Genomic DNA, 24,309 nt, shown 5'->3' with positions numbered 1-24,309 from the left:
TGAAAAAAACGTTGATTGTTGTATTTAAGTGAAGGAAAGGTGAACACAGAAGCCATTCGATCCGATATATTAAGTATATGTTTGTTTTAAAGTACAGGAGGTTTTCTTACATGACCCATTTAACAGGAAGCTACAATGGATGGCTTGTCTTTCTGTCAATCGCTGTCGCCGCTGTCGCCTCCTACTCAGCTCTTCATATAGCCAGCAGGGTAGCACAGTCAAGCGGTGCAAAGAAAAAGGTATGGCTGCTCATTGGTGCAATGATCATGGGAATGGGGATATGGTCGATGCATTTTATTGGCATGATGGCATTTCAAATGCGTGTTGGCATCACATATGATACATCCTTACTGATTTTATCGATTTTGGCCTCATTTATCGGATCCTTGATCGCTTTTTCAATATGCATTCAAAAGCAGCTCTCTAGAAGACGGCTGCTCATTAGTTCAATCACCATGGGTTCAGCTATTTGCAGCATGCATTATCTTGGAATGGAATCAATGGCCAATGTCTCAATCAGCTATGATCCAGTCCTCTTTTTTCTTTCGTTTTTCATTGCTGCCATTACCTCCTACTTCTCATTGAAACTCTTCTTTCGTGTTGACCGCACGAAAAGTAAACGGGAGAATTATCTTTTAAAGGGTCTTGGTTCAATGTTGATGGGCGGTGCTATAGCAGGTATGCATTATACTGGTATGGCTGCCTCTACCATGTTTTATCATTCAAATGGACAGGCTGCTATAGGTGGATCTCTTGAAATGTCGCCATTCAGTCTGTCGATTTTTGTCGGCTTAATGACACTTATAGTCCAAACACTGATGATTTTTGGTGCCTATATTGATCACCGGATCATGACGCAGTCAGATCAGCTGAAAGAAAATGAACAACGGTTTCAATCGCTTATCAAACATAATATAGACGGCATTATCGTGCTATCTGTCGATCGAAAGGTTCTTTCTGCAAATGACTCTGGTAAACAAATCTTAGAGTTGTACAATTCTAAGATTGGTGATGATGTCAGCCAATATGTGATGCCGACTGAGTTGTGGGAAGAATTTATTTCTCAGTCAAAAAAAGCTATCACACGTGAAGCAGAACTGAAAACAGCAGATCGTTTTTATTATTATCATGTCACTTACATACCTGTTCATGTGAACAATTCACTCGACAGCATTTATCTTGTTTTAAAAGATTTAACGCAGCAGCGGATTGCAGAAAAAGAAATTCATGTGATGGCACATTATGATGCACTAACAGAGCTTCCTAACCGCCGCCACGGCATCAATCATTTAAATGATGTTCTCTCCGCTCAAGAAAAGTCAAAAACGTCAACAGCGGTTCTGTTTCTGGACTTAAATCGTTTTAAAATTATTAATGATGCACTCGGGCATAACATAGGAGATTTACTGCTGAAAGCTGCCGCAAACAGACTGACGCAATGTTTACCGGACAATGGCTTTATCGCAAGACTTGGCGGTGATGAATTTTTAATGATCTTTCCCCACATGGATCATGATACACATAAAATCGAACAATTTTCTAAGAATATCATCCATCAATTTGAACGTCCTTTTTTCATCCAGAACCATCAGCTTATTACGTCAATCAGCATTGGGATCGCTATCTCTCCGCAAAATGGCAAAGACGGGATGGAGCTGATGAGAAAAGCCGATATGGCCATGTATTTATCCAAAAAACATAAGCAGAGCCGTTATGAGTTCTTTACCGAATCCATGGAAAGATTAAGTGAGGACAGGTTAAACCGGGAGCTGGAGCTGAGGGATGCCATTCAAAGAGAGCAATTTGTCCTTCACTACCAGCCTCAAGTCAGTGCCAAAACTAGAAAGATGACTGGGGTTGAAGCCCTTTTGAGAATGAAGGCACCAGATGGGTCCTTAAAATCACCTGAGGCTTTTATTGAGCTGGCAGAGGAATCAGGTCTGATCATTGATATTGGCAGATGGGTCATTGATACGGCTGGCAAACAGGCAAAAAAGTGGTATGACGATGGGCTGAAAATTCCTGTGGCTGTCAATTTATCTGCGAAACAATTCAATTCTGAAGACTTAATTGATTTGATCAAGCTCACACTGAAAAAATACGACCTGAAACCGTCACTCTTGGAGCTTGAAGTCACAGAAAGTATGACAATGGACAATATCAAGCAATCAAAACAGGTGTTAACATCGCTAAAACAGCTTGGCGTCCGCATTAGTATTGATGATTTCGGTACAGGCCACAGCTCATTAAGCTATTTAAAGGATTTACCGATTCATCGACTGAAAATTGATAAATCCTTTATTGAGGATATTTTAAGTGATTCAAAGTCTGAACAGATTACAGGGGCTATTATAGCGATGGGACACCAGTTATCTCTCGAAGTGATAGCAGAAGGTGTTGAAACGTTTGCACAGGCTCAGCTATTATCTGCCCAGGGCTGTGACGACCTGCAGGGGTTTTATTATGCCAAACCGCTGCCAGCAAGCGATATTGAAAAATTCATCGCCTATCCGGCGCTGCTTGACACATAAAAAAGGTGCCAATGATGGCATCTTCCAGCGTGCAGACAAACCCTCGCATTCGGTGTCAGTCCTGCGTGCCGGTGCTCACGAATGCTCAATTCGCTCCGCTCCGGTACTCGTCCCTCCTAGACTTCAAAGGTTTTCTGTCACGCTGAGCTGAGAAGAAGACAAAGGGCTAAAATAAAGATCACTTTAGCCCTTTGTCAACAATTTAAAAGGTGCCAATGATGGCACCTTTTCGTTTTATCTAAATAATAAATGCTGACTGTGAATACCTGCTTTTTTCAATAGACTAATCAATTGTTCTTGCTCTTCACGCGTCAGACCAGAGAATGCACGCGCAATCCGAAGTGAGTGGATCGGATAAATCTTGTCAAGATAGCTTCGCCCTTTTTCCGTTAAATGGGCATAAACCGACCGTTTATCCTTGGGGTCCTGTTCTCTTTCAATGAAACCATTTCGTTCTAATTTGTCAATTACGTACGTCACATTCCCGCTGACAAGCAGGAGTCTTGAGCCGATTTGCTGAAGCTTTTGAGCACCTCTTGTGTACAGTAATTCAAGAACGGCAAATTCAGTTGGATTAAACCCATGCTCTTTGCTGTCTCTAATACTGTGTTCTGAAACGCTTTTAAATGCTCTTGCAAAAACCTTGTAAAGCGTCATTGAGCGTTCTACTTCTTCTTCATTAAACGATAGTCTCATCACATATCTACCTCTTATAATATTTTTTTAACTTCAAGGCTGTCTTGCGGTGCAGTTGGAGCCTTTCGTAAAAAATAGAAGTACGTTTTTGAAAACCCTTTCAACCACATAAGTGACTCCATTCGTGTTATGTATAAGGTTTCGATATAAACTTTTAAAATCCTTCTTATTTTTCACAATCATCTCGAAAAAAAGCTTTTTCAGCAAACCATCAAGATGCGACACACTTTAACAAAATCTGTAAAGAATCTATGGTTTCTTGCACTTCATTCGCCAAATTTCTACAAAATTCAATATTGCTATAATATTAAACAAAAAAAAGAACCCTTTATGTGACATACGCACATTTCAAGGGATTTTTACAGACAGCGTTCTGTTTTGTTGAAAAAGAAATGATACTCTTTTTTTAGGTCACTAATTGTCATGTTCTTGGCCGCATCAGGGCTGTAAACCCCTAATGAACATAGCTGCTTCGTATAATAATGTCTTTCCTTTGCTAAAGCTTCTTTTAATATACGCCGCACCGATTATCCCTCCTATCAAGTGATTTGGATCGGGTGCTTATGAAGACTTCTTATACAAATCATTTTGCATGGCTCTTAGAAGCGCATGTGCATTCTGACCTGCAGCCTGCATGAATTGCTCAAGCAATTCATCCCTCTTCACATCTAATGCGATGATTTCTTTTGCCATACGAATGATCTGTGCTTCCTCCATCATATGCTCCTCCTCCTATGTCAATTCACCATGATTATATGCCGCCGTAAGATGTATTGCACACTCCCTGTAATCTTTCCTCCCATGGTTTTTTCATTTTTTTCGTTTTTGTGTTATATTTTCTAACAAACGATAGGTTTTTTCACTTCTCGTTCTATATAATATGAAGAAAAGACTTGCAGGGGTGAGTATATGACGCAGGAAGATGTATCTTATAAAGATAAAAAAGTCATTTCAATCGGGATTGTCAGTGAGCTAACAGGGCTTTCCGTCAGGCAAATCCGATATTATGAGGAACGTAAACTCATTTACCCCCAGCGCTCAACAAGAGGCACACGGAAATATTCTTTTGCAGATGTTGAACGTTTGATGGACATCGCCAATAAACGGGAAGACGGTGTGCAGACAGCTGAAATTTTAAAAGACATGAAGAAAAAAGAACAAGCGCTAAAAAGCGGACAATTTAAGAAAAAAATGCTGGAAGGTCAGATTAACGCACACTTTCGGTATAAAAATCGTTAAACAAAAAAAGAATCGCTCTTTTGAACGATTCTTTTTATTTAGAGGAAGCTTCAGTACCTTCTACAACCCCTACAAAGTCAATCAGCACGCCACCTCTTTCAGGATCTTCTTTCACCCGCAGGGCAAGTGCCTTTTTCTTCCCGGTTTTTGCATCTTCGTAATTCGCATGGAACACATGAATGCTGGCTTCTTCCAATTGAAAATCCTCATAAGAAAGCGTGTCTATGCCCCATTCTTTTTTCAGTTTCAGAATGTCATCCGGGCTCGGGACCGCACCTTCGACGTAGATGTCTTCCATTTTTCTTTTATTTCCTTCGGTGATGGCTTCAAGCATATGCTCTGCAGCCACTAGCCTTCGGTCTTTCCCCTCGTCCTCCCTTTGACATGCACTCAGCAAAAACATACACATCAAAACGAATAAGAATTTCTTCATGTTTCTCTCCCACCTTCTCCTTAAAATGTAAAGGATGGAAGCGCTATATGCAATCTTTATACAAAAAAAGACTGTAAAACGTCATGTTTTACAGTCTTAGATTGTGGACAAGGGATGGTCCTTTGTCTACCTTTCAGCGCGATCTGAAAACCTTTGAAGTCAAGGAAGAACGAGTACCGGAGCGGAGCGAATTGAACATTCGTGAGCACCGGCACGCAAGGACTGACACCGAATGCAAGGGTTTGTCAGCGCGCTGAGACTGCAAAACGTCATGTTTTACAGTCTTCTTGCTACATAAGTGTATGAAGGAACGCTGTCGCAATACCAAAATAGATAAGCAGTGATAAAATATCATTCAATGTTGTAATCAGCGGCCCAGATGCAATCGCAGGATCGACGTTTAATCTGTGTAAAATAATAGGCACGATCGTACCAGCCATCGTTCCAATAATCAGTGTGGCAAGCAGTGAGGAACCGACAACAAATCCTAAAATCATATTGCCCTGCCACACCATTGCGACGACTGTAATAATGATGGAACAGACAATCCCAATGTAAATACTTGTTCGGAGCTCTCTAAAAATCAGGCGCATAATGGTTTTTTTCGTTAATTCTTCTTTTGAAAGTCCTCTAATGACGACGGCAAGCGACTGTGTGCCTGTATTCCCTGTCATTCCTGCAATCATTGGCATGAAGAAGGCTAAGGCGACGACTTGCTGAAGGGTATCTTCAAAGTAATTTAAAATACTGCCTGAAATCAGCCCAATGAATAAGAGCAAAATGAGCCACGGGAGACGGCGGTATGCCGCAACAAAAGCGGGCGTGTCGAATGTAATATCTTTACCAGAGGCAGCGAACTTCTCATAGTCTTCTCCTGCCTCTTGAATGACGACATCAATGATATCATCGACTGTGACGATTCCGACAAGGACATTGTTCTCTTCTACAACAGGAATGGCAAGAAAATCATACCGTTCAATCAGCTTTGCGATTTCTTCCTGATCTTGAAAAGCTCCAACGGCAATGACTCTTGTAAACATAAGATCCTGCACTTTTTCATCTGGTTCACCTAAAATGAGATCCCGGTACGACAGAACCCCTACAAGCTGCTTTTGATCATTAATGACATATAAATAGTTGATCGATTCTGCAATTTCAGCAAAGCTTTTCAGCTTTACAACTGCGTCCTGAACCGTATAGTGCTGAGGAATCCAAACGTACCGGTTGGTCATGATCCGGCCTGCTGTCTCAGCAGGATAATTCATAAGAAGCTGGACGGCCTTTGATTCCTCCGCCTCCATGTTTGATAAAAGTTGGTCTTTCAGCTCATCATCCATTTCATCAAACAAGTTGGCTAGGTCATCGTTATCCATTTTGTTTGTGACGAAGGTGGCTTTGTCTTTTCCTACTTTTTCAAGCACAATTTCTTGGTATTCGCGCTCAAGCTCACCCATCATTTCCGTCACATCATCGATTGTTAAAAAGCTGAGGAAACGGCCGCGGTGTTTTTCTGGAAGTTCTTTAAATAAATAGGCCATATCATATGGCTGAAGTTCTTCCATAATGTTTTTAAATTCTTTGCGTTTGCCATCTCTTAATAAAATAATGATTCTTAAAATGAGTTCATCGTACGTAATGTTCTGTATCATCGCTGTTACCTCCCCAAAGTCAGGAGATACCCGAATCCCTTAGAATGTGCGGGGGTCAGGATCTCCTCTGTCTGATGCGTCAATCTGATCTTTTGACATACTCTTTATGTGTCTCGAATCGGGATGATCCATCCCCACACCTCCTTTTCTCATAAAAAAGCACCTTCAACCGAATGAAGGCGCTTTGTAAGCATGACAAAATAAACACTTGCTCCTTCAATCGTAGAGCTTTAGCACTGTATGGCATAGGATCAAATCCAGCTGCATTAAAAATCACCTTATGTCGATGATTTCTGTTGACCCATTGGCGTCTTTGGACATTTTTGGGCAGCAGCGTATCTCCATACAGGAGCCTCACCTAACGAAGTCTCATATTGTTAACACACTGAGATTACAGAAAAAGCGGAATGATGTCAATAAGCAAGATGCCAAGTATCCTTATGTATTCGCTTACTTTTCAAAAAAAGAGCGATAAACAGCTCAGCCATCGCCCTTTTCATGTCTTTTTATTCCTCTTCCGGCTGATTCATATCCTCTTGGGAGAGGAGATGAAAGGAATCATGCAAAAACAAAGCATATCCTTCTCCATCAGGATGCGGAACGTATTCCGCGTGATCCATTGTTTGCTCTTCTTCTTTTTTCTTCATATTCTCTCGCCTCCTTTCCCGTAGTTTGTCCCAATGAAAAAACCTTACACATGAAAGTGTAAGGTTTGCAGATTGTTGACAAAGGGCTAAAATGATCTTTATTTTAGCCCTTTGTCTTCTATTCAGCGTGATAGAAAACCTTTGCAGCCCTAGGAAGGGCGAGCACCGGAGCGGAGCGAATGAAACATTCGTGAGCACCGGAGCGCAGACCTGACACCGAATGCGAGGGTTTGTCTACACGATGAAAACCTTACACATGAAAGTGTAAGGTTTGGTCATAGCTTAATCATCCCATTCTTGCTTCAGGATTTTGCCTGTTTTAGCGGAAATCTCAAAATCAACTTCCTCGCCGCTTGGTGTTGTGATTTCAATTTCGTAAATGTAAACACCATTTTCTTTATCTAGATCAGAATCTGTGACTGTGCCTTTTACTTTTGCAAGAGCAATTTTTTCAGCCTGTTTTTTCGTGATCTTCACGTTCTGTTTCTTTTCTTTGACTGGATCATTCAGCGCTTTTCCAGTTTTTGCATCGACATATACTTTATATTCAAAGCCGCCTTTTTTGATCTCGACCTCATACACCCATTTTCCTTTTTTACGCTCAAGATCCACATCATCCACATAGCCTTTCACCACTTTTAAGGCTGCTTTTTCAGCTTGTTTCTTTGAAACAAATGACGATTTCTTTTGCACGACTTGCTCGGCGTTTGCTGTTTGATTTGTATTTTGCGCTTGAAGTGTGAAACCACCTGCGACAAGAGTTCCCGTTAATGCTGTAGCTACTAGTACTTTTTTCATCATGTTCAATTCCTCCTCTGTTTGATTTCTTCTATATCTTAAGAAAACAAGATGATAAAGGAAGGAAAGAAACATGAGAATATCATGAGAAAAGGATTAGTTTTCGTACGTAATGCCCTCAATGTCTCCTGTATAGGCGTTCACAAGCACCTCTGCCTCTCTGCCGTCAGGCAAATCCAGCTCTACCTCAAATACGAGCATACCGCTGAATGTTTCAAGATCAGCATCATCCACTGTTCCGCCAACTTCTTTGACGGCAATTTGGATGGCTTCCTCGACGGTGATTTTCGTGAGCTTCTTTTCTTTAGAGGATGGTTTTTTCTTTTCTGCTTCAAGCACCTTAAATGACTGTTTGTCGACCTCAACTTGATACAATTCTTTTTTTGATTGGATGGTAAAAATGAAACGATCTGACGTCTCCTTTTTTTGAATGACGGTTCCGCTCACCTTTTTAACAGCCGCCTCTTCTGCCTGGAGCTCAGCATTTTTTTCATTTGGCTTCTGATAGCTTTTTAACTGTCTAATTTCTTTCATTTGACCGCTTGCAGAAGATGCAATGATTTGATAGATGCCATTTTCATTTTCGAGCGTCATTGTGTAGTCCTGTTTATGATTGATTAAATCAATATGTGTAATGTTTCCATTATAGTCTTTTGAGATCATTTTTTTCATTTCTGCTTCACTTAATATTTTTTGATCAATGGTTTGAATCATGAGCATTGCAAAGGCCGCAAGAATCACAAGACATCCTGCGAGCGCAAGCACCATTTTCGTTTTTCTAGACATGCAGCGCCTCCTTCCTATTTCCTATTTTATAAGGAGGAAATGAGAAATTGATGAGAAAAGACCCATTTATTTCTGAAAAAGAATGGTCATGGCTGTTCCTTCGCCGATACGGCTGTCTACCTTCAGCTCGGCCTCATGTTCTTCTGCAATTTGCTTCGCAATTGAAAGACCGAGTCCGGTTCCGCCCGTCTCACTGTTTCTCGCTTCATCCACACGGAAAAAGCGGTCAAAGATTTTCGGCAGATCCTCTTCTTTTATGCCAATTCCTTGATCAATCACTGAAATAAATGGCTTGTCTCCTGCCCATCCGCAGGTCACATCAACTGGCTCTCTGCTATATTTGACCGCATTATCAATTAAGATAGTCAAAAGCTGTTTGATTTTCTCTTCGTCTCCTTCTGCGATCAGCGGCTGATCTGTCTGCACATGAGATTGAATCGTTCGATTGGTGGCCACTTCAAGTGTATGGCATAGCTGCTTGCACAAATGACCAAGATCAACCGGCTTCATATCCAAGTATAACGGCTGGTCGTTTTTCGCCAATGTCAGTAATTGATCTGTCAGTCTTTTCATTTTTTTCGCTTCATCATGAATCGCTTGGGAGGATTCTTCTACAACCTCTGGACGTGTTTGCCCCCAGCGTTTGAGTAAATTGCTGTAGCTCATAATGACGGTAATCGGTGTCTTCAATTCATGGGAGGCATCATGCAAAAATTGCTGTTCTTTTTCATAATGCTTCTCGAGAATCTCGGACATTTCATTAAAGGTTTGTCCCATTTGATATAGTTCATCCTTTGAATCGCCTGTTAATTCAATTCGTTTAAACGCCTTCTCTTTCATACTTGCCTTCATGGTACTCGTCATTCTGCTAATCGGCCTGACAATTTGCTTTGTTAAAACGTGGCCTGCAAAGTAGGAAAGCACAATAAACAAAACGCCGGTAGCGATTAAAATCATTTTTAATAACGCTAAGTTCTCTTCCGTATTTTCGATTTCTTCATATACTTGAAGCGACATAATCTCACCATTTGTCCAAATGACCGGAATAGCAGCGAACGCAATCATATGCTTATTGTATTCTTTGATCTCTGCTGTCTGGCCAGATTCGTATGTAAAAGGCAGTGAGCTAAACGTTGATTCCTTTGTGACAGTCAGTTTTGACTCTCCCGTTTCTGTCACGACACGGATCATACCATTTTGAGGCAGGTACGCCTTCAGCAGCTCCGAGGACGGAAGACCCTCTTCCTCTGATTTTTTTAAAGCAATCGCAATATTTTCAGCCACCTCAGACAAGCGGGACATATCTTTTTGCGTCAAGGTCATCGAAAAAATAAAATAAATGGCTGTATGAAACAAGAGCACCATTAAAAACAAAGACAACGACGTATAAAGCTGAATCTTATTTTTTAATCTCATTCTTTATCCTTTCATCACATAACCCACACCTCTCACTGTGTGAATCAGCTGTTTTTCGAATGGGTAATCGATTTTTTTCCTTAAATAACGGATATAGACATCTACCACGTTTGTATCACCGAAATAATCAAAACCCCAAACCGCTGTTAAAAGCTGATCTCTTGTGAGCACTTGCTGCTGATGGTTCAGTAAGTGAACAAGCAGGTCATATTCTCTCGGTGTGAGTTCAAGCATTTGCCCAGCCCTTTGTATTTCTCTTGTTTTCTCGTTGACCGTTAAGTCTGCTATGCTCAGCTCTGTCTCCTTTTCTTCTTGTGCATGTATATTCAACCTTAGCTGTGCACGAATTCGTGCTAATAATTCTTCTATGTCAAAAGGTTTTGTTATATAATCATTCGCCCCAAGATCGAGCCCGCTTACTTTATCAGGAACACTTCCCCTTGCTGTAATCAAAATAATAGGTGTCGCTGTATTTGTCTTCCGAACCCTTCTCAGCACTTCAAGCCCGCTTAACTCTGGAAGCATGACATCAAGCAGAACCAAATCGAAGCTATCTTCTTCAAGAGCCTGAAGCCCGTCTATTCCTGTCTCTTTGACTGTTACCTCATATCCTTCATATTCAAGCTCAAGTGACAGCACCCTTGCGATTTTCTTTTCATCTTCGACTACGAGTATCTTCCCTTTGTTCATCTCTATCTCTCCTATCTAAAAGGCAAGCTTGTCTTTCCATTATTATATGTTGCCTTTCTTATTTGGAACAGTCACAATCTTCACATCTATTTTTTTATGGAGGGAATTATTTTTGAGAAAAAACATTTAACTTGAGCCTACTTCTCAAGTTGTTACTTCATCTCATTATTTTTTAGTCTGCCGCTTTTAGTTCTATTCACCCATTTTCATCTGTACAGGTGCAACCTCACTATGCAGCATTTCCTTCTTTTTCATATGATATCAAGAGTTTTCTTCAAAAGGTGAGCTCTTTCGTCAATATGTGAGGAGAACTGCACTTTTGATAATAGATTGATTATTTGAAAAATTATTACAATTGACCCTTTCCGATCAAAAGTTTCTTTTATACAATAACATTATGCAGCCTGAATCTACTTTGAAAACAAAATAAGGAGGGCTTTCTTATGAAAGGTGAAATTCGCTTAATTCCGTATGAAGTAAAAGCCAATGTGATGGAAGCGAAAGAGACGCCGGAAAGTATTCAGGAGATTAAAGCACCCGAACTTTGGTCAAGTGGCTTCAAAGGAAAAGGCATAACCATTGCTGTCCTTGATACAGGCTGTGACACAGAGCATCCCGACTTAAAAGATCAGATTATCGGTGTGAAGAACTTTACCGATGATGACGATGGAGATGCTGAAAATGTAAAAGACTACAATGGGCATGGTACCCATGTAGCAGGAACGATTGCCGCAACAGATCAAAATGGCGGAATTTTAGGGGTTGCCCCTGAAGCCAAGCTTCTCATCGTGAAAGTTCTTGGCGGTGAAAATGGCAGCGGAAAATATGAGTGGATCATTGATGGCATCAACTATGCCGCAGAGCAGAAGGTGGATATTATCTCCATGTCTCTCGGTGGTCCAAGCAATGAGCCTGCCCTGCAGGAAGCCATTCAAAATGCGGTAAAAAGCGGTGTGCTTGTTGTGTGCGCAGCAGGAAATGAAGGGGACGGGGACGAGCGTACGGAAGAGTTCTCCTACCCAGCAGCATACAATGAAGTCATTGCCGTCGGTTCTGTTTCCCTTGCTAGAGAATCCTCTGAATTTTCTAACGCCAATAAAGAAATCGACCTCGTCGCTCCAGGAGAAGACATTTTATCCACTCTCCCTAACCATAAATACGGCAGGCTCACAGGGACTTCAATGGCTGCCCCTCACGTAAGCGGTGCACTAGCCATTATTAAAAATGCTGAAGAAGAAGCGTTCCAGCGCAAGCTGACAGAGCCTGAGGTTTATGCTCAGCTTGTCAGAAGAACCCTTCCATTAAAGCAGTCGAAAGCCCTTGTAGGGAATGGATTTTTATATTTAACTGCGCCTGATGTCCTTTTAGAAAAAACATTGGAAGCAGATCTTTTATCTCTATAGCTTAAATAGAGGTCCTGAGAAGAGATAGAATTTTCTCAGGATTTTTTTAATTAAAATTATTCAAAATTTACTTTGACGAAATGAAGTGAACGTTATATAATCGAACACAATAAATTCATAGTTTGAGAGTCGGTAATTCGATTACACGTCGAATTTTAATTGGGAAGACCGGTGAAAATCCGGCGCGGTCCCGCCACTGTGAGTGAGGAGAGCTTTTCTCAGGAATCCACTGTCATTAGGATGGGAAGGATGAAAAGCTTGCAGATTCACCAGCCAGGATACCAGCCGCTCTATCACATCAAACCCCCTACGGTTGATAGGAGATGTCGGAAAAGCGTCAGTGATACTCACGCCTTATTTCGCACACACATTTTGTCTTTTAAACCAGACATTTACCTCATCAATCATGATCATGAGCGTAAATGTCTTTTTATATTTAGAGGAGGAATTGGAATTGACAATTGTTAAAACAAGTAATCTAGGCTTTCCGCGAATTGGTTTAAACAGAGAATGGAAAAAAGCACTTGAGTCTTACTGGAAAGGTCAAACAGACCGCGAAACCCTCTTAAGCACACTGGATGAACAATTTTTAACTGCCATTAAAACACAAATCGATCAACAAATTGATGTTGTTCCTTCTGGAGACTTTACCTTCTATGATCACGTGCTGGATACCGCTGTTATGTTCAATTGGATTCCAGAGCGCTTCCGCAGCTTAAAAGACCCGCTAGATACATACTTCGCGATGGCAAGAGGAACAAAAGATGCCGTCTCAAGTGAAATGACAAAATGGTTTAATACAAACTATCACTACATCGTTCCAGAATACGAAAAAAGCACAGAATTTAAACTCACACACAATAAACCGCTTGAAGCTTACGAAAAGGTGAAAAAGGCGTTTGGTGTTGAAACAAAACCGGTTGTACTTGGTCTATATACATTTGTCTCACTCTCTAAAGGTTATGAAGCAAATGAAGTGAAAGAAATCCAGCAGCGTCTAGTGCCGCTTTATACTCAGCTTTTAAAAGAACTTAAAGAAGCAGGCGTCAAATGGGTTCAAATTGATGAACCTGCACTTGTCACAGCTTCCAGTGAAGACGTAAAAGCCGTAAAAGAAATCTATCAAACGATCAAAGAAGCCGTACCTGGGTTGAACATTCTTCTTCAAACATACTTTGATTCAGTAGATGCGTATGAAGAGCTTGTCACCTATCCTGTTGAAGCAATCGGTCTTGATTTTGTCCATGATCAAGGGCGCAACCTTGATCAAGTGAAAAAGCACGGCTTCCCGAAAGATAAAATTTTAGCAGCAGGCGTCATTGATGGAAGAAATATTTGGAGATCAGACCTTGGCGAAAGATTATCCTTTATTTCTGAAGTCATTGCTGACGTTCAGCCGAAAGAAGTGTGGCTGCAGCCATCAAGCAGCTTGCTGCATGTGCCAGTTGCCAAACACCCAAGCGAACAGCTTGAAGAAAAACTATTAAACGGACTGTCTTATGCCACTGAAAAGCTGGCTGAATTGACACTGCTAAAAGAAGGTTTAACAAAAGGAGCAGCTGCCATTGATGCTGATATTAACGAAGCAGCACAAGCACTTCTTACCTTAAAAGAGTTCGCAAAAGGAACAAATGCGGATCTAACAGCGGAACGCAACAATCTTTCATCGAAAGATTTTAAACGTCCAGCTGCCTTTGAAGAACGCCTTCGTATCCAAAACGAATCTCTTGAGCTCCCGCTTCTTCCAACAACAACAATTGGCAGTTTCCCGCAGTCTGCCGAAGTGCGCAGTGCTCGTCAAAAGTGGCGCAAAAATGAGTGGACAGATGCAGAGTATGATGAGTTTATTAAGAAAGAAACAAAACGATGGATTGATATTCAAGAAGAAATTGGTCTGGATGTGCTCGTACATGGGGAATTTGAACGTACAGACATGGTTGAATACTTCGGCGAGAAGCTAGCCGGATTTGCCTTTACGAAATTTGCTTGGGTTCAATCCTATGGATCACGCTGCGTGAAGCCGCCAATCATTTATGGAGATGTAGAGTTTACAGAGCCAATGACAGTGAAAGAGACAGTTTACGCACAAAGTTTAACAAAGAAAAAAGTCAAGGGCATGCTGACAGGACCTGTTACCATCTTAAACTGGTCTTTCCCAAGAACGGATATCTCTCGCAAAGACATTGCTTTCCAAATCGCTTTCGCTTTGCGTAAAGAGGTAGAAGCTTTAGAAGCAGCTGGTATTCAAGTGATCCAAGTGGATGAGCCTGCGCTAAGAGAAGGACTTCCGCTCAAAGAAAGTGATTGGGCAGAATATTTAAACTGGGCAGCAGAGTCATTCCGTTTATCCACATCATCCGTTCAAAATGAAACACAAATTCATACACATATGTGCTACAGTAACTTCGAGGATATTGTCGATACAATCGAAGACTTGGATGCTGACGTGATTACAATTGAACATTCACGCAGTCATGGCGGATTCCTCGATTACTTAGAAAAACACCCGTATTTGAAAGGACTTGGACTAGGTGTTTATGACATCCATAGCCCGCGCGTTCCATCTGTTGAAGAAATGAGCGAAATTATTGATGATGCGCTGAACGTTTGTCCAACAGATCGCTTCTGGGTGAATCCGGATTGTGGTCTAAAAACTAGACAAGAGCCTGAAACCATTGCTGCTTTGAAAAACATGGTCACAGCTGCTGAAGTCGCTCGTAAAAAGCTGGCGCAGCACGCTTAATTGAATGTCTCTCCCCTGCTGAACTCGGCAGGGGTTTTTTATGCGCAAATTGGCCTGTTCGATCTCCTACTATGATGATTTCTTTTCTAGCATGATTCGTTTATACTAGAGAAGTCAGTCGAACAAAGGGAGGAAGACAATGAATCACGAAGATTTTTTACAACGCGCAATTGATCTTGCAGTAGAAGGAGTCAATAGTGGTACTGGCGGCCCTTTTGGAGCAGTCATTGTCAAGGATGGTCAGATTATTGCAGAGGGCAGCAACAACGTGACAACGAGTAACGATCCAACCGCACATGCAGAAGTCACAGCCATTCGCAAAGCGTGCCAAACTCTACATACATACCAATTAGAAGATTGCATTCTATACACAAGCTGCGAGCCTTGTCCGATGTGCCTTGGCGCTATTTACTGGGCTAGACCAAAAGCTGTGTATTTTGCTGCTGGACATCAGGATGCAGCGGATTCTGGTTTTGATGACTCATTTATTTATGAAGAAATCAACAAAGAATACGAATCAAGAAATATACCATTTTACAAGCTGACACCTCAAAAAACCCTTGCACCATTTGAAGCATGGGAAGCATACGATAAAAAGAAAGAATATTAAAAAAAGACACCTGCTCGTAAGCAGGTGTTGCGGATTGTTGACAAAGGGCTAAAATGATCTTTATTTTAGCCCTTTGTCTTCTTTTCAGCGTGATAGAAAACCTTTGCAGTCTAGGAAGGACGAGCACCGGAGCGGAGCGAATTCGAGATTCGTGAGCACTGGAGCGCAGACCTGACACCGAATGCGAGGGTTTGTCTACACGCTGGACACCTGCGGGTAAGCAGGTGTCTTCTACTATTACTCCGCCACTTCAAGCTCTACTTCAATGTTCCCTCTTGTTGCTTTTGAATATGGACAGAATTCATGTGCAGCATGGACAAGCTCTTTCACTTTGTCATGATCATGACCTTTCGCAGACACAATCAGCTTTACGCCAAGCTTAAAGCCGCCGTCGCTTTCATCTTTTAAAAGACTGACATGTCCTTCTACTTCCGATTCTATTTCTATCCCTTGCTTCTTCGCTACGTGCTCAAGTGCTCCTCCGAAACAAGCTGCATAGCCTGCTGCAAATAATTGCTCTGGGTTTGTACCAGTCTCTCCATCTTTCTTTGCGTTAGGCATGACAATGTTATGGTCGAGCACACCATCCTCTGAACGAACATGTCCAGCTCTTCCATGCTGCGCCTTTACTTTTGCTGTGAATAATGGTTTCATCTTCATCTCCTCCTTCATCTATTCATCCTTTTCACGTTCTATTCATTTCTCAAACATTTATCGCACATTGAAGAATTTTTCATTTTTCGTCTGTATTTATTTTAAAAAGGAAGAAAATCTTATACAATGATAAGTATGACAAAAAATAGTTGGTGACTGACATGACAAATGAATTTGAACATATGAAGCTGGAAAATCAGCTTTGTTTCTTGTTATATGCAAGTTCACGAGAGATGACGAAGCAGTATAAACCGTTGTTAGAAGAATTAAACATTACGTACCCGCAATATTTGGCACTGCTTTTATTGTGGGAGCATGGAACATTAAATGTGAAAACGATGGGAGAGCTTCTCTATTTAGACTCCGGTACACTCACGCCCATGCTGAAACGAATGGAGCAAAATGGACTCATTATCCGAGAACGCTCGAAAGAGGATGAGCGGTCTGTACAAATTCGTTTAACGGAATATGGAGAGCAGCTAAAAGAAAAGGCCACTGCGATTCCGTCTCACATGCTGACTGGGACAGGCAGATCGGAAGAAGAGCTAAAAACACTGCGTGCCTCTTTACATGAGCTTTTGCAAAATTTAACACAATCAAAAGGCTGAGGGAATGTTCCCTCAGCCTTTTATAATGTCTATTATTGTGCGACAGCTACTAGTTCTACTTCGATGTTTCCTTGAGTTGCTTTTGAATATGGGCAAACGCCGTGTGCTTTATGAACAAGTTCTTCTAATGCTGACTGCTCAATTCCAGTTCCTTTTACCTCTAATTGAACGCCTAGTTTGAAGCCGCCATCTGAACTGTCTTTTAATAAGCTGACATGTGCTGTAACTTCACTTTCAAAGCGAATACGCTCTTGTCTCGCTACCATTTGAAGGGCTGAATCAAAACATGCAGAGTAGCCTGCTGCGAATAATTGCTCTGGATTTGTTGCTTTTTCAAGTTTTTTTGCTCTTGGTGTTCCAGGCATTGCTACATCATGTTCAAGTACACCATCTGTTGAAACAACCTTACCTTCTCTTCCTCCTACAGCTGATACCGTTGCTGTAAATAAAACGTCTGACATGAATATAACCCTCTTTCTCTCCAATAATGTTTTCTACAATTGAATTGTACACAATTTAAATTACAGAGTCAATCAATAAATACTCTTTTTTAAGTTTTCCTGCCTGAACCCTTTTTATGAGTATGTCCGGAAATTGTTAGGCAGTAAAAAAAGCCCTTTAAAAAGGGCTTTTAGATCGTGTCATGCTGCGGATTCGGTTGTTCTAGCGTATGGTTTCTGTTATCTGGGTCGGCATTTGCTGCTGCCAGCCACAATGCCATAATGGTGATACTTGTACAGACGACTGCCCATTTTTTAAAATTCATATAAACAATCCCCTCTCTGAATATAGATTCGAGCATGTTCCGCTTCCCCATAGAACATGGAAGATTTTTCATAATCCCCCATTTCATTATAATACTTTGCGGTATCTAATGCCAGCTCCTCTATATCTGGATATGCATAGGCAGACTCTAAAAAATGGAAAATTCGTTTAATATGCTCAGCATCTTGTCTTAAATACAATGCTTCTAGAAATATGGTTTTCTGAATATGAATGTCATCTTGAAGAGCTTCTGCTCTCTTCATACATTCTTCTCTGTAGTGTAATGCTTCTTCGTGTTTTCCTTGTTTGTATAATATCTGAGCGGCTGTATAAAGAGGGTCTATAGATCGACGAAGATGATCGGATTGATTTTCATCAAATAACGAGATGGATTCTTTCATTAATTCGAGTGCGCGGCCCAAGTCTCCCATTCGGTAATAACTGTTGCCCATATTAAACAAAGAGGAGGCAATAAAACGCACATTTTGAAACTCTCTTGATCTCGCAAGTGCTCTTTCGAGATGTGGTAATGCTTTTTCATGCCTTCTCATATCATCGTAGTTACCGGCCACAATAAATTCACACTGAATCGTGCGAAGCGCATACAGTTCATGCTGAACATAAACATCCAGCGCTAGTTTAGCATGGTGCATCGAGATATGAGTTTGTTTCATGTGATAATATATTTCTGACATTTTAAAATGAAATTCCGCACGTTCAATATCATCTGATACAAAAGAAAGCTTATGCTCTGCCTTTTGATAAGACGATATGGCAGCAATATACTCCCTCCGCCCGAATTCATACATGCCTCTAAAAAAATGATAGTAGTATTCAAGCATGCCTGTGACATGCGTTTGATGCTCATCTATTTCTTTCGAAAGCTCGGAAAAGTTGGCGCGAAGCTTTCCTTCCTTTAATGGCTTTAAATAATCGAGCATGACCTCATGCCTAAATTCCATTAAAGAAAAATAGAGAAGCAAATTCTGATCTTCTTCCATTGAATCAAGAGAGGTGCGAATTTCCTGCTTTAACAGTTCTGCTTGTTCGGAATCAAATCTGCGGATTAATTCATACCACTTGTTGATTTTCACTCCAATATCCGAAGAGGGAATGATTTTCGCCATACGTTGCCTTCTCCAATCTTCTCAAAATATAAAACATTACCATATTTTATCATACTTGACCGGAGAAATACAAAAATGAAAGGAAAAAGAGAGCCTGTTGTCACAAGACTCTCTTTTAAATTCGTTATTCTCTTATTTGTCCTTGACCACGAATGACAAATTTTTCAGACGTTAAGGCTGGCAGACCCATTGGCCCTCTTGCATGAAGTTTTTGCGTACTAATTCCTATTTCCGCTCCATAGCCAAATTCAAATCCATCTGTGAAACGAGTAGAGGCATTATGATAAACAGCGGCAGCATCGACTGCTGTTAAGAAAAGGGCTGCATGCTCATCGTTTTCCGTAATGATCGCTTCAGAGTGCTTAGAGCTATATGTTTGAATATGCTTAATCGCTTGTTCTATGTTTTCTACAATTTTAATACTGACGATCGGTGCTAAAAACTCCGTTGCATAGTCCTCATTTGTCGCTAATGCAGCACTAGGAGCAAGCGCGCAAACGGCTTCATCACCGCGTATTTCTACCCCATTGGATTGAAGGGCTTCAAATAAGGAAGCACCGTAGTTGTTTGCCCATGTTTTATGAATGACAATGCTCTCGATCGCATTACAAACAGAAGGTCTTTGAGTTTTGGCATTGAGCACAATCCGCTCAGCCATTTCGTTTTTCGCTGTTTCATCAATGTAGATATGACAATTTCCTGCACCTGTCTCAAGCACCGGCACAGTTGACTCTCTCACGACAAGATCAATTAAATTCTTCCCGCCGCGCGGAATGAGGACATCTAGGTATTCATTTAAGGTGAACAGTGTTTTTGCCGTTTCACGGCCAGTATCTTCAATTAATTGCACACTGTCTACTGGAATATCCGTCGTATGAAGCGCTTCATGAATCACCTTTACAATCGCTTTATTACTATGAATAGCAGATGAGCTTCCGCGCAGAATCACAGCATTCCCAGTTTTCAAGCAAAGGGTCGCAGCATCGACTGTCACGTTTGGTCTTGCTTCATAAATCATTCCAACCGTTCCAAGCGGTACACGGACCTTTTCGATGAACAGACCGTTTTCTTTTTGAATGGTTTCTAACGTTTCACCAATTGGGTCTTTTAGCTGAATGAGTTGAAGGGTCGCATCTGCAATGGCTTCAATTCTCTCTTCCGTGAGTGTGATCCGGTCAATGACAGATGGCGTGAACTGCTTTTCCTCAGCAGCCTGAACATCTTTTTGGTTCTCTTCTATTAAATAAGCTGAAGATGCTTTTAGTGCACTGGCAATGGCGTGCAGGGCAGCATTTTTTTGTTCCGTCGTTTTTAGAAGCAGCTGATCTTTGGCTGCACTTGCTTTTTTGGCTTTTTCAAGAACTTCATTCATCGTATTCCCTCCTCAGTTTTGTACATGCTGTACCCAGTGATCTCGGTGTATGACCTCAGGCTTCTCTTTTGCAAGCTCGTCACTTCGCATTCCTTTAATGCCGAGAAGCTCATCGGAGGCGTACAAGGTTTGTCCCTTACCAACTAATCCGTTTGGACCGACGACTTCTACGACTTCTCCTTTAGAAAAGTCACCAGCGACATCAATAACTCCTGCCGGAAGAAGGCTTCTGCCATTATGCAAAATCGCCGCTTCCGCTCCTGCATCAATCATGATCTTCCCAGAGACCGGTGAGTGGAATTGAATCCATTGACGGCGATTGTTCACAGCTGATAAATCCTGTTCACCGATATACGTTCCGTCGCCTTGACCCGCAAGTATGCGAAGCAGCTTGTCTTCCCCAGTGCCTGTGCCAATGAAGACTTTCACGCCAAGTGAAAGTGCCGTTTGTGCAGCTGAGAGCTTCGATTTCATTCCGCCTGTTCCAACCTTTGAACCGGTGCTCTTTGCATATGAAAACAATTCTTCTGAAATGTGGGTCAGGACATCAAATCGCTTCGCCTCAGGATGCTCATTTGGATTTGCATCATAAATGCCATTGATGTCTGTTAATATGATCAATTGGTCTGCATGGATTAATCCACTGACAAGAGCTGACAGCATGTCATTATCCCCAAAGGTAAGCTCCTCGATGGAGACTGAATCATTTTCGTTTATGATCGGCAAGATTTTTCTTTCAAGCAGCTCCATCATCGTTGCGTACGCATTTCGATATCTTGTTCGATCTGAAAAGTCATTACGTGTTAAAAGCATTTGAGCAGGTATCATATGAAACTGTGAAAAAAGCTCTGTATATTTCTGCATTAACAAACCCTGTCCAACGGCGGCAGCTGCCTGTTTCCCCTTTAAGGTCACAGGTCTTGATGGATAGCCTAAACTGCCAAATCCTGCTGCAACGGCTCCTGATGAAATTAAAATGATTTCATGACCTGCTTCTTTGAGCTTTGCTATGGCTCTTACATGATCCTGCATCTTTTGTTCATCAATGGCTCCTTTTTGCTCTGTTAATGAACTGCTGCCAATTTTTATGACGATCCTTTGCTTTTTCATCCTTGATTCCCTCCGCTATACCTTTAGGCACAAAAAAATCCCTATTTCTCCTTATGTAAAGGACGAAAAGGGATTTTCCGTGGTACCACCTTCATTGAATAAGCATGCGATCTGCTTATTCCACTCAACTCCTGTAACGCCAGGCACGCGCTTAGATTTTTCCTCTAAGGCTCAAAGGGCAGGTTCAGCAGCTGTCTGCGGCAAATGTTTCAGCACATCATTTGCTCTCTTTACGCATCAGTTCCTGCTTACTATTCCTTTTCAACGCTCGTTAATTTTTTTATATTATCACCAATTGCTAAAGAAAAGTCAAGCGGTCAATTAAAGACAATCGTTTTATTCTCATGAACAATAATGCGATCTTCAAGGTGCCATTTGACAGCACGTGCAAGCACACTGCGCTCAATTGTCCGGCCAATATTTTTTAGGGCTTCCGCATCATCCCGGTGATCGACCCGCTCAATATCCTGTTCAATGATCGGGCCTTCGTCTAAATCATTGGTGACATAATGAGAAGTCGCACCAATTAATTTGACCCCCCGCTCATATGCCCGCTTGTATGGGTTTGCACCAATAAACGCTGGCAGGAAGGAATGATGAATATTAATGATTTTGTTCGGATGCTCTTCAATGAATCCAGGCGTTAAAATTTGCATGTATCTAGCAAGCACAACCACATCAATGTCGTACTCTTCTAATAAGGCGAGCTGCTCTTTTTCAGCTTCTTTGCGAATGTCTTTGTTCGCCTTTACAAAATGGAATGGGATTCCAAGCGATTCTACTGTATCTTTTGCCGTTTCATGATTGCTGATCACAACTGCGATTTCAGCCATTAAATTTCCGCTTTGCCATTCCCACAGAAGCTCATGCAGACAATGAAGCTCTTTTGAGACAAAGATTGCCAGCTTTTTAAGCTCACTTGCACGCGACATGCTCCACGTCATTTGAAATGAGGCTGCGATTGGCTCAAAACTATTTTTCAATTGATCCATATTCGCCGAGATGTCTTTCCAATCAAATTCAATTCTTAAAAAGAACCGGCCGCTTTCATGATCAGTTGTGTATTGGCTCGATTCAATGATGTTCGCTCCGTGCTCAAATAAAAAGGAAGAAACAGCTGATACAATACCAGGCTGATCTGGGCAGCTGACAAGTAATCTGCCTTTTTGCTCGTGCTTTTGTCTGTGTAATTCAAGTTTCTCTGTAATCAATGTTCTCATGTATCATGACCTCATTTGCGTTTTCATTCTAATGAAATATTATACTGGACTGGAAAGAGAAAAAGCAATGAAGAGTCCATTTTTTATTGAATATTCATTCAATTCTGCACCTAGCGTGATATAATGTGAGTAGACCTTTTATCACAAAAGGAGTGATGGAGATGAAAAGCATGACTTTGTTTGGTAAAGTGAGCTTTTGGCTCGGCATCGTATGTCTGATCACAGGTATTTATCTTTTTATGGCCGGTGAGAGACTCATTCCTTTGCTCACATTTGGTGTCTGTTTTCTTCTAGTGAGTCAGCTTTACCGCAAAAATGAAAACGATTCCAATCATCATTCGATGTAACAAAAAAGGGCTAAAATGATTTTTATTTTAGCCCTTTTTCTTCTTTTTCAGCGTGATAGAAAACCATTGTAGGCCTGACAAAGAATGTGTGGGTTTGTCTACATGCTGAGGCTGGCAGTTAGATGACAGCCTTTTCTTATTCAATGATTTTTAACCCGACCGCCGCAGATAAAATCAGTGCGATAAAGAATATACGTTTTGCGTCCTTCGACTCACCGTAAAACAGCATGCCGACAATGGCTCCTCCAGCAGCTCCAATGCCAGTCCAAATGGCGTATGCCGTTCCCATCGGAATTGTATTCATCGCAAGAGAGAGCATGAGAAAGGACAGCGAAAATCCAGCTGCAATGAATAAAATCCATTTGACATGCCGGTCTTTCTGGAATTGATTCATCATGGTGACACAAAGCATTTCTAAAATGCCTGCACCAATGAGTAAAAGCCAGCTCATGATTCAGTCTCTCCTTTCTTTTCACCTGTGGTTAGTTTAAGCCCTAATACACCACTTAAAAGCACCATGATTAAAAGTAATTTCACCAGCTGTACTGGCTCTCCCAGTACCATACCTACTATGACAGTACCTGCTGTCCCAAGTCCGGTGAAAACGGCATAAAGTGTGCCAACTGGCAGTACAGTCGTGGCTTTCAGGAGTAAATAAAAGCTCACGACAATACAAACGATGGTTGCGGCCCATTCCAATAAAGAGTCAGCATATTTCAACCCCATCACCCAGCCAACTTCAAAGATGGCTGCAATCAATACATTTCCCCATTTCATCCGATTCTCTTCCTTTCTGAACGATTCCAAGCAATAAAAAAAGCCCGGAAATCGATCGTTTGATCAAATCTCCCGGGCTTTTATCCCTCCGTGTCCATACGGTCTATTGTCTAGACCCTATGTGTTTTCTCTCGGTCCAGACTGCGCCACCCGCACGGAACCCTAGAAAACCATTTCTTAATAAGCAGATCTGACTTAAAGCAGATTCTGTGTGTCAAAATTGTATCACACCCCGAAATACCGGTCTACCGCTTTGCTTTCCACATGCAAATATACTTGTTCATTTTTCGAAAGAATTTTTATGGAACCGCCGTATACTAAGTGTTAGAAGCAGGTCAACTGATAAAGAAGATTTGCGGACTGTTTCGCGTGCTGCGGACTGAAGGGAAATGAGCGTATATGACAATCCATTTATTTTTTATGACATTGACGATCAAGCGTAAATACAAGGACATGGAGACCGTACTTTACGAACAAGAAGTTGAAGCATTTTATGAAGAAATGAAACAGAAGCAACTAAAATATATGAACTAAAACAGGAATGAGAAAAGGAGGAGATTGACATGTTTATGATGCTTGATTGTTCCTTAAAGCACGGATACGTCAATGATCACATCGCTGATATAATGAAATCAGATTGATGCGATGAACGTTCAACTTTAGGATGATGTATTTACAGATCATCCGT

General features: G+C 41.3%; 27 protein-coding genes, 3 riboswitches and 1 other annotated feature. Of the genes, 8 read left to right on the top strand and 19 right to left on the bottom strand.

Going from position 1 to position 24,309, the window contains the following annotated elements; translation table 11 throughout:
* The first annotated feature begins 110 nt into the window (after positions 1–110).
* Positions 111–2,531: an EAL domain-containing protein gene (locus MHH61_RS15650; protein ID WP_125586319.1), complete on the top strand. Its 2,421-nt coding sequence runs from the start codon at positions 111–113 to the stop codon at positions 2,529–2,531.
* A gap of 234 nt (positions 2,532–2,765) precedes the next feature.
* Here MHH61_RS15650 and MHH61_RS15645 read toward each other — a convergent pair whose 3' ends face one another.
* The 3 genes from MHH61_RS15645 to MHH61_RS15635 form a co-directional block, all read right to left on the bottom strand.
* Complete coding sequence (locus MHH61_RS15645) at positions 2,766–3,230, bottom strand: MarR family winged helix-turn-helix transcriptional regulator (protein ID WP_087975546.1); 465 nt, start codon at positions 3,228–3,230, stop codon at positions 2,766–2,768.
* A 356-nt stretch (positions 3,231–3,586) separates the two neighbouring features.
* On the bottom strand, positions 3,587–3,751 hold the full coding sequence (locus MHH61_RS15640; protein ID WP_024426818.1) for a hypothetical protein: 165 nt from the start codon (positions 3,749–3,751) through the stop codon (positions 3,587–3,589).
* Between the two features lie 37 nt (positions 3,752–3,788).
* Positions 3,789–3,944, bottom strand: coding sequence for a hypothetical protein (locus tag MHH61_RS15635; RefSeq protein ID WP_087977671.1), 156 nt, complete (start codon positions 3,942–3,944; stop codon positions 3,789–3,791).
* Positions 3,945–4,136: 192 nt separating this feature from the next.
* Between MHH61_RS15635 and MHH61_RS15630 the strand changes: the two genes are divergently transcribed.
* Positions 4,137–4,466, top strand: coding sequence for a MerR family transcriptional regulator (locus MHH61_RS15630; RefSeq protein ID WP_024424656.1), 330 nt, complete (start codon positions 4,137–4,139; stop codon positions 4,464–4,466).
* A 34-nt stretch (positions 4,467–4,500) separates the two neighbouring features.
* Here MHH61_RS15630 and MHH61_RS15625 read toward each other — a convergent pair whose 3' ends face one another.
* From MHH61_RS15625 to MHH61_RS15595, 7 genes are all read right to left on the bottom strand, one after another.
* Positions 4,501–4,899, bottom strand: coding sequence for a hypothetical protein (locus MHH61_RS15625; protein ID WP_024426817.1), 399 nt, complete (start codon positions 4,897–4,899; stop codon positions 4,501–4,503).
* A 290-nt stretch (positions 4,900–5,189) separates the two neighbouring features.
* Positions 5,190–6,548 carry a magnesium transporter gene (mgtE, locus tag MHH61_RS15620; protein WP_024424654.1) on the bottom strand — a complete coding sequence of 453 codons (1,359 nt, stop codon included), beginning with the start codon at positions 6,546–6,548 and terminating at the stop codon, positions 5,190–5,192.
* Positions 6,549–6,756: 208 nt separating this feature from the next.
* A riboswitch (M-box (ykoK) riboswitch) is annotated at positions 6,757–6,921 on the bottom strand.
* Between the two features lie 133 nt (positions 6,922–7,054).
* Positions 7,055–7,195, bottom strand: coding sequence for a hypothetical protein (locus tag MHH61_RS15615; RefSeq protein ID WP_003212346.1), 141 nt, complete (start codon positions 7,193–7,195; stop codon positions 7,055–7,057).
* A 282-nt stretch (positions 7,196–7,477) separates the two neighbouring features.
* The gene (locus tag MHH61_RS15610) at positions 7,478–7,996 is read right to left on the bottom strand and encodes a PepSY domain-containing protein (RefSeq protein ID WP_024424652.1); all 519 of its coding nucleotides are present in this window, start codon (positions 7,994–7,996) and stop codon (positions 7,478–7,480) included.
* 93 nt (positions 7,997–8,089) lie between these two features.
* The gene (locus MHH61_RS15605) at positions 8,090–8,779 is read right to left on the bottom strand and encodes a PepSY domain-containing protein (protein WP_368004457.1); all 690 of its coding nucleotides are present in this window, start codon (positions 8,777–8,779) and stop codon (positions 8,090–8,092) included.
* A 66-nt stretch (positions 8,780–8,845) separates the two neighbouring features.
* A complete protein-coding gene (locus tag MHH61_RS15600; RefSeq protein ID WP_024426815.1) occupies positions 8,846–10,195 on the bottom strand; it encodes an ATP-binding protein in 1,350 nt (449 codons plus the stop codon).
* 3 nt (positions 10,196–10,198) lie between these two features.
* Complete coding sequence (locus MHH61_RS15595) at positions 10,199–10,885, bottom strand: response regulator transcription factor (RefSeq protein WP_024424649.1); 687 nt, start codon at positions 10,883–10,885, stop codon at positions 10,199–10,201.
* Positions 10,886–11,328: 443 nt separating this feature from the next.
* On the opposite strand from MHH61_RS15595, the gene MHH61_RS15590 reads away from it, so the two are divergent.
* The 3 genes from MHH61_RS15590 to MHH61_RS15580 all read left to right on the top strand — a co-directional run bounded on the left by MHH61_RS15590 (position 11,329) and on the right by MHH61_RS15580 (position 15,641).
* Positions 11,329–12,288, top strand: a complete 960-nt coding sequence (locus tag MHH61_RS15590; protein ID WP_025092315.1) for a S8 family peptidase — start codon at positions 11,329–11,331, stop codon at positions 12,286–12,288.
* A gap of 113 nt (positions 12,289–12,401) precedes the next feature.
* A riboswitch (cobalamin riboswitch) is annotated at positions 12,402–12,593 on the top strand.
* Positions 12,594–12,742: 149 nt separating this feature from the next.
* Positions 12,743–15,031 carry a 5-methyltetrahydropteroyltriglutamate--homocysteine S-methyltransferase gene (gene metE, locus MHH61_RS15585; protein ID WP_103132213.1) on the top strand — a complete coding sequence of 763 codons (2,289 nt, stop codon included), beginning with the start codon at positions 12,743–12,745 and terminating at the stop codon, positions 15,029–15,031.
* Positions 15,032–15,170: 139 nt separating this feature from the next.
* A complete protein-coding gene (locus MHH61_RS15580) occupies positions 15,171–15,641 on the top strand; it encodes a nucleoside deaminase (RefSeq protein WP_024424646.1) in 471 nt (156 codons plus the stop codon).
* Positions 15,642–15,878: 237 nt separating this feature from the next.
* On the opposite strand, the gene MHH61_RS15575 is transcribed toward MHH61_RS15580, so the two are convergent.
* Positions 15,879–16,295, bottom strand: coding sequence for an organic hydroperoxide resistance protein (locus MHH61_RS15575; RefSeq protein WP_024424645.1), 417 nt, complete (start codon positions 16,293–16,295; stop codon positions 15,879–15,881).
* Between the two features lie 161 nt (positions 16,296–16,456).
* Between MHH61_RS15575 and MHH61_RS15570 the strand changes: the two genes are divergently transcribed.
* The gene (locus MHH61_RS15570) at positions 16,457–16,903 is read left to right on the top strand and encodes a MarR family winged helix-turn-helix transcriptional regulator (protein WP_024424644.1); all 447 of its coding nucleotides are present in this window, start codon (positions 16,457–16,459) and stop codon (positions 16,901–16,903) included.
* Positions 16,904–16,935: 32 nt separating this feature from the next.
* Here the strand turns inward: MHH61_RS15570 and MHH61_RS15565 are convergent, their stop codons facing one another.
* The 6 genes from MHH61_RS15565 to purU form a co-directional block, all read right to left on the bottom strand.
* Positions 16,936–17,364 carry an organic hydroperoxide resistance protein gene (locus MHH61_RS15565; RefSeq protein ID WP_024424643.1) on the bottom strand — a complete coding sequence of 143 codons (429 nt, stop codon included), beginning with the start codon at positions 17,362–17,364 and terminating at the stop codon, positions 16,936–16,938.
* Positions 17,365–17,534: 170 nt separating this feature from the next.
* The gene (locus tag MHH61_RS15560; protein ID WP_024424642.1) at positions 17,535–17,669 is read right to left on the bottom strand and encodes a hypothetical protein; all 135 of its coding nucleotides are present in this window, start codon (positions 17,667–17,669) and stop codon (positions 17,535–17,537) included.
* A complete protein-coding gene (locus tag MHH61_RS15555; protein WP_125586325.1) occupies positions 17,659–18,795 on the bottom strand; it encodes a tetratricopeptide repeat protein in 1,137 nt (378 codons plus the stop codon). The genes MHH61_RS15560 and MHH61_RS15555 overlap by 11 nt, the downstream gene beginning before the upstream one ends.
* 124 nt (positions 18,796–18,919) lie before the next feature.
* Positions 18,920–20,167 carry a glutamate-5-semialdehyde dehydrogenase gene (locus tag MHH61_RS15550; RefSeq protein ID WP_025092312.1) on the bottom strand — a complete coding sequence of 416 codons (1,248 nt, stop codon included), beginning with the start codon at positions 20,165–20,167 and terminating at the stop codon, positions 18,920–18,922.
* A 12-nt stretch (positions 20,168–20,179) separates the two neighbouring features.
* The gene (gene proB, locus MHH61_RS15545; RefSeq protein WP_024426807.1) at positions 20,180–21,277 is read right to left on the bottom strand and encodes a glutamate 5-kinase; all 1,098 of its coding nucleotides are present in this window, start codon (positions 21,275–21,277) and stop codon (positions 20,180–20,182) included.
* Positions 21,278–21,332: 55 nt separating this feature from the next.
* Positions 21,333–21,551 (bottom strand) — a binding site (T-box leader).
* A gap of 43 nt (positions 21,552–21,594) precedes the next feature.
* The gene (purU, locus tag MHH61_RS15540) at positions 21,595–22,497 is read right to left on the bottom strand and encodes a formyltetrahydrofolate deformylase (protein WP_024424638.1); all 903 of its coding nucleotides are present in this window, start codon (positions 22,495–22,497) and stop codon (positions 21,595–21,597) included.
* Between the two features lie 161 nt (positions 22,498–22,658).
* Here purU and MHH61_RS15535 point away from each other — a divergent pair, with 161 nt between their 5' ends.
* A complete protein-coding gene (locus MHH61_RS15535) occupies positions 22,659–22,844 on the top strand; it encodes a hypothetical protein (RefSeq protein WP_024424637.1) in 186 nt (61 codons plus the stop codon).
* Between the two features lie 136 nt (positions 22,845–22,980).
* On the opposite strand, the gene MHH61_RS15530 is transcribed toward MHH61_RS15535, so the two are convergent.
* Both MHH61_RS15530 and MHH61_RS15525 read right to left on the bottom strand, forming a co-directional pair.
* Positions 22,981–23,295, bottom strand: a complete 315-nt coding sequence (locus tag MHH61_RS15530; protein WP_024424636.1) for a multidrug efflux SMR transporter — start codon at positions 23,293–23,295, stop codon at positions 22,981–22,983.
* Complete coding sequence (locus tag MHH61_RS15525) at positions 23,292–23,621, bottom strand: multidrug efflux SMR transporter (protein WP_025092310.1); 330 nt, start codon at positions 23,619–23,621, stop codon at positions 23,292–23,294. Before MHH61_RS15525 ends, MHH61_RS15530 begins: the two co-directional genes overlap by 4 nt.
* 67 nt (positions 23,622–23,688) lie before the next feature.
* Positions 23,689–23,798, bottom strand: a riboswitch (guanidine-I (ykkC/yxkD leader).
* A gap of 222 nt (positions 23,799–24,020) precedes the next feature.
* Between MHH61_RS15525 and MHH61_RS15520 the strand changes: the two genes are divergently transcribed.
* Entirely contained in the window at positions 24,021–24,155 is a 135-nt protein-coding gene (locus tag MHH61_RS15520; protein WP_073204910.1) for a YrzI family small protein, read from the top strand.
* Positions 24,156–24,309 lie beyond the last annotated feature (154 nt).

This window comes from Bacillus sp. FSL K6-3154 (genome assembly GCF_040869395.1).
Lineage (GTDB): Bacteria > Bacillota > Bacilli > Bacillales > Bacillaceae > Bacillus > Bacillus safensis.
The sequence above is the reverse complement of the archived record's forward strand: the minus strand, read 5'-3'. Positions and strand labels throughout refer to the sequence as shown.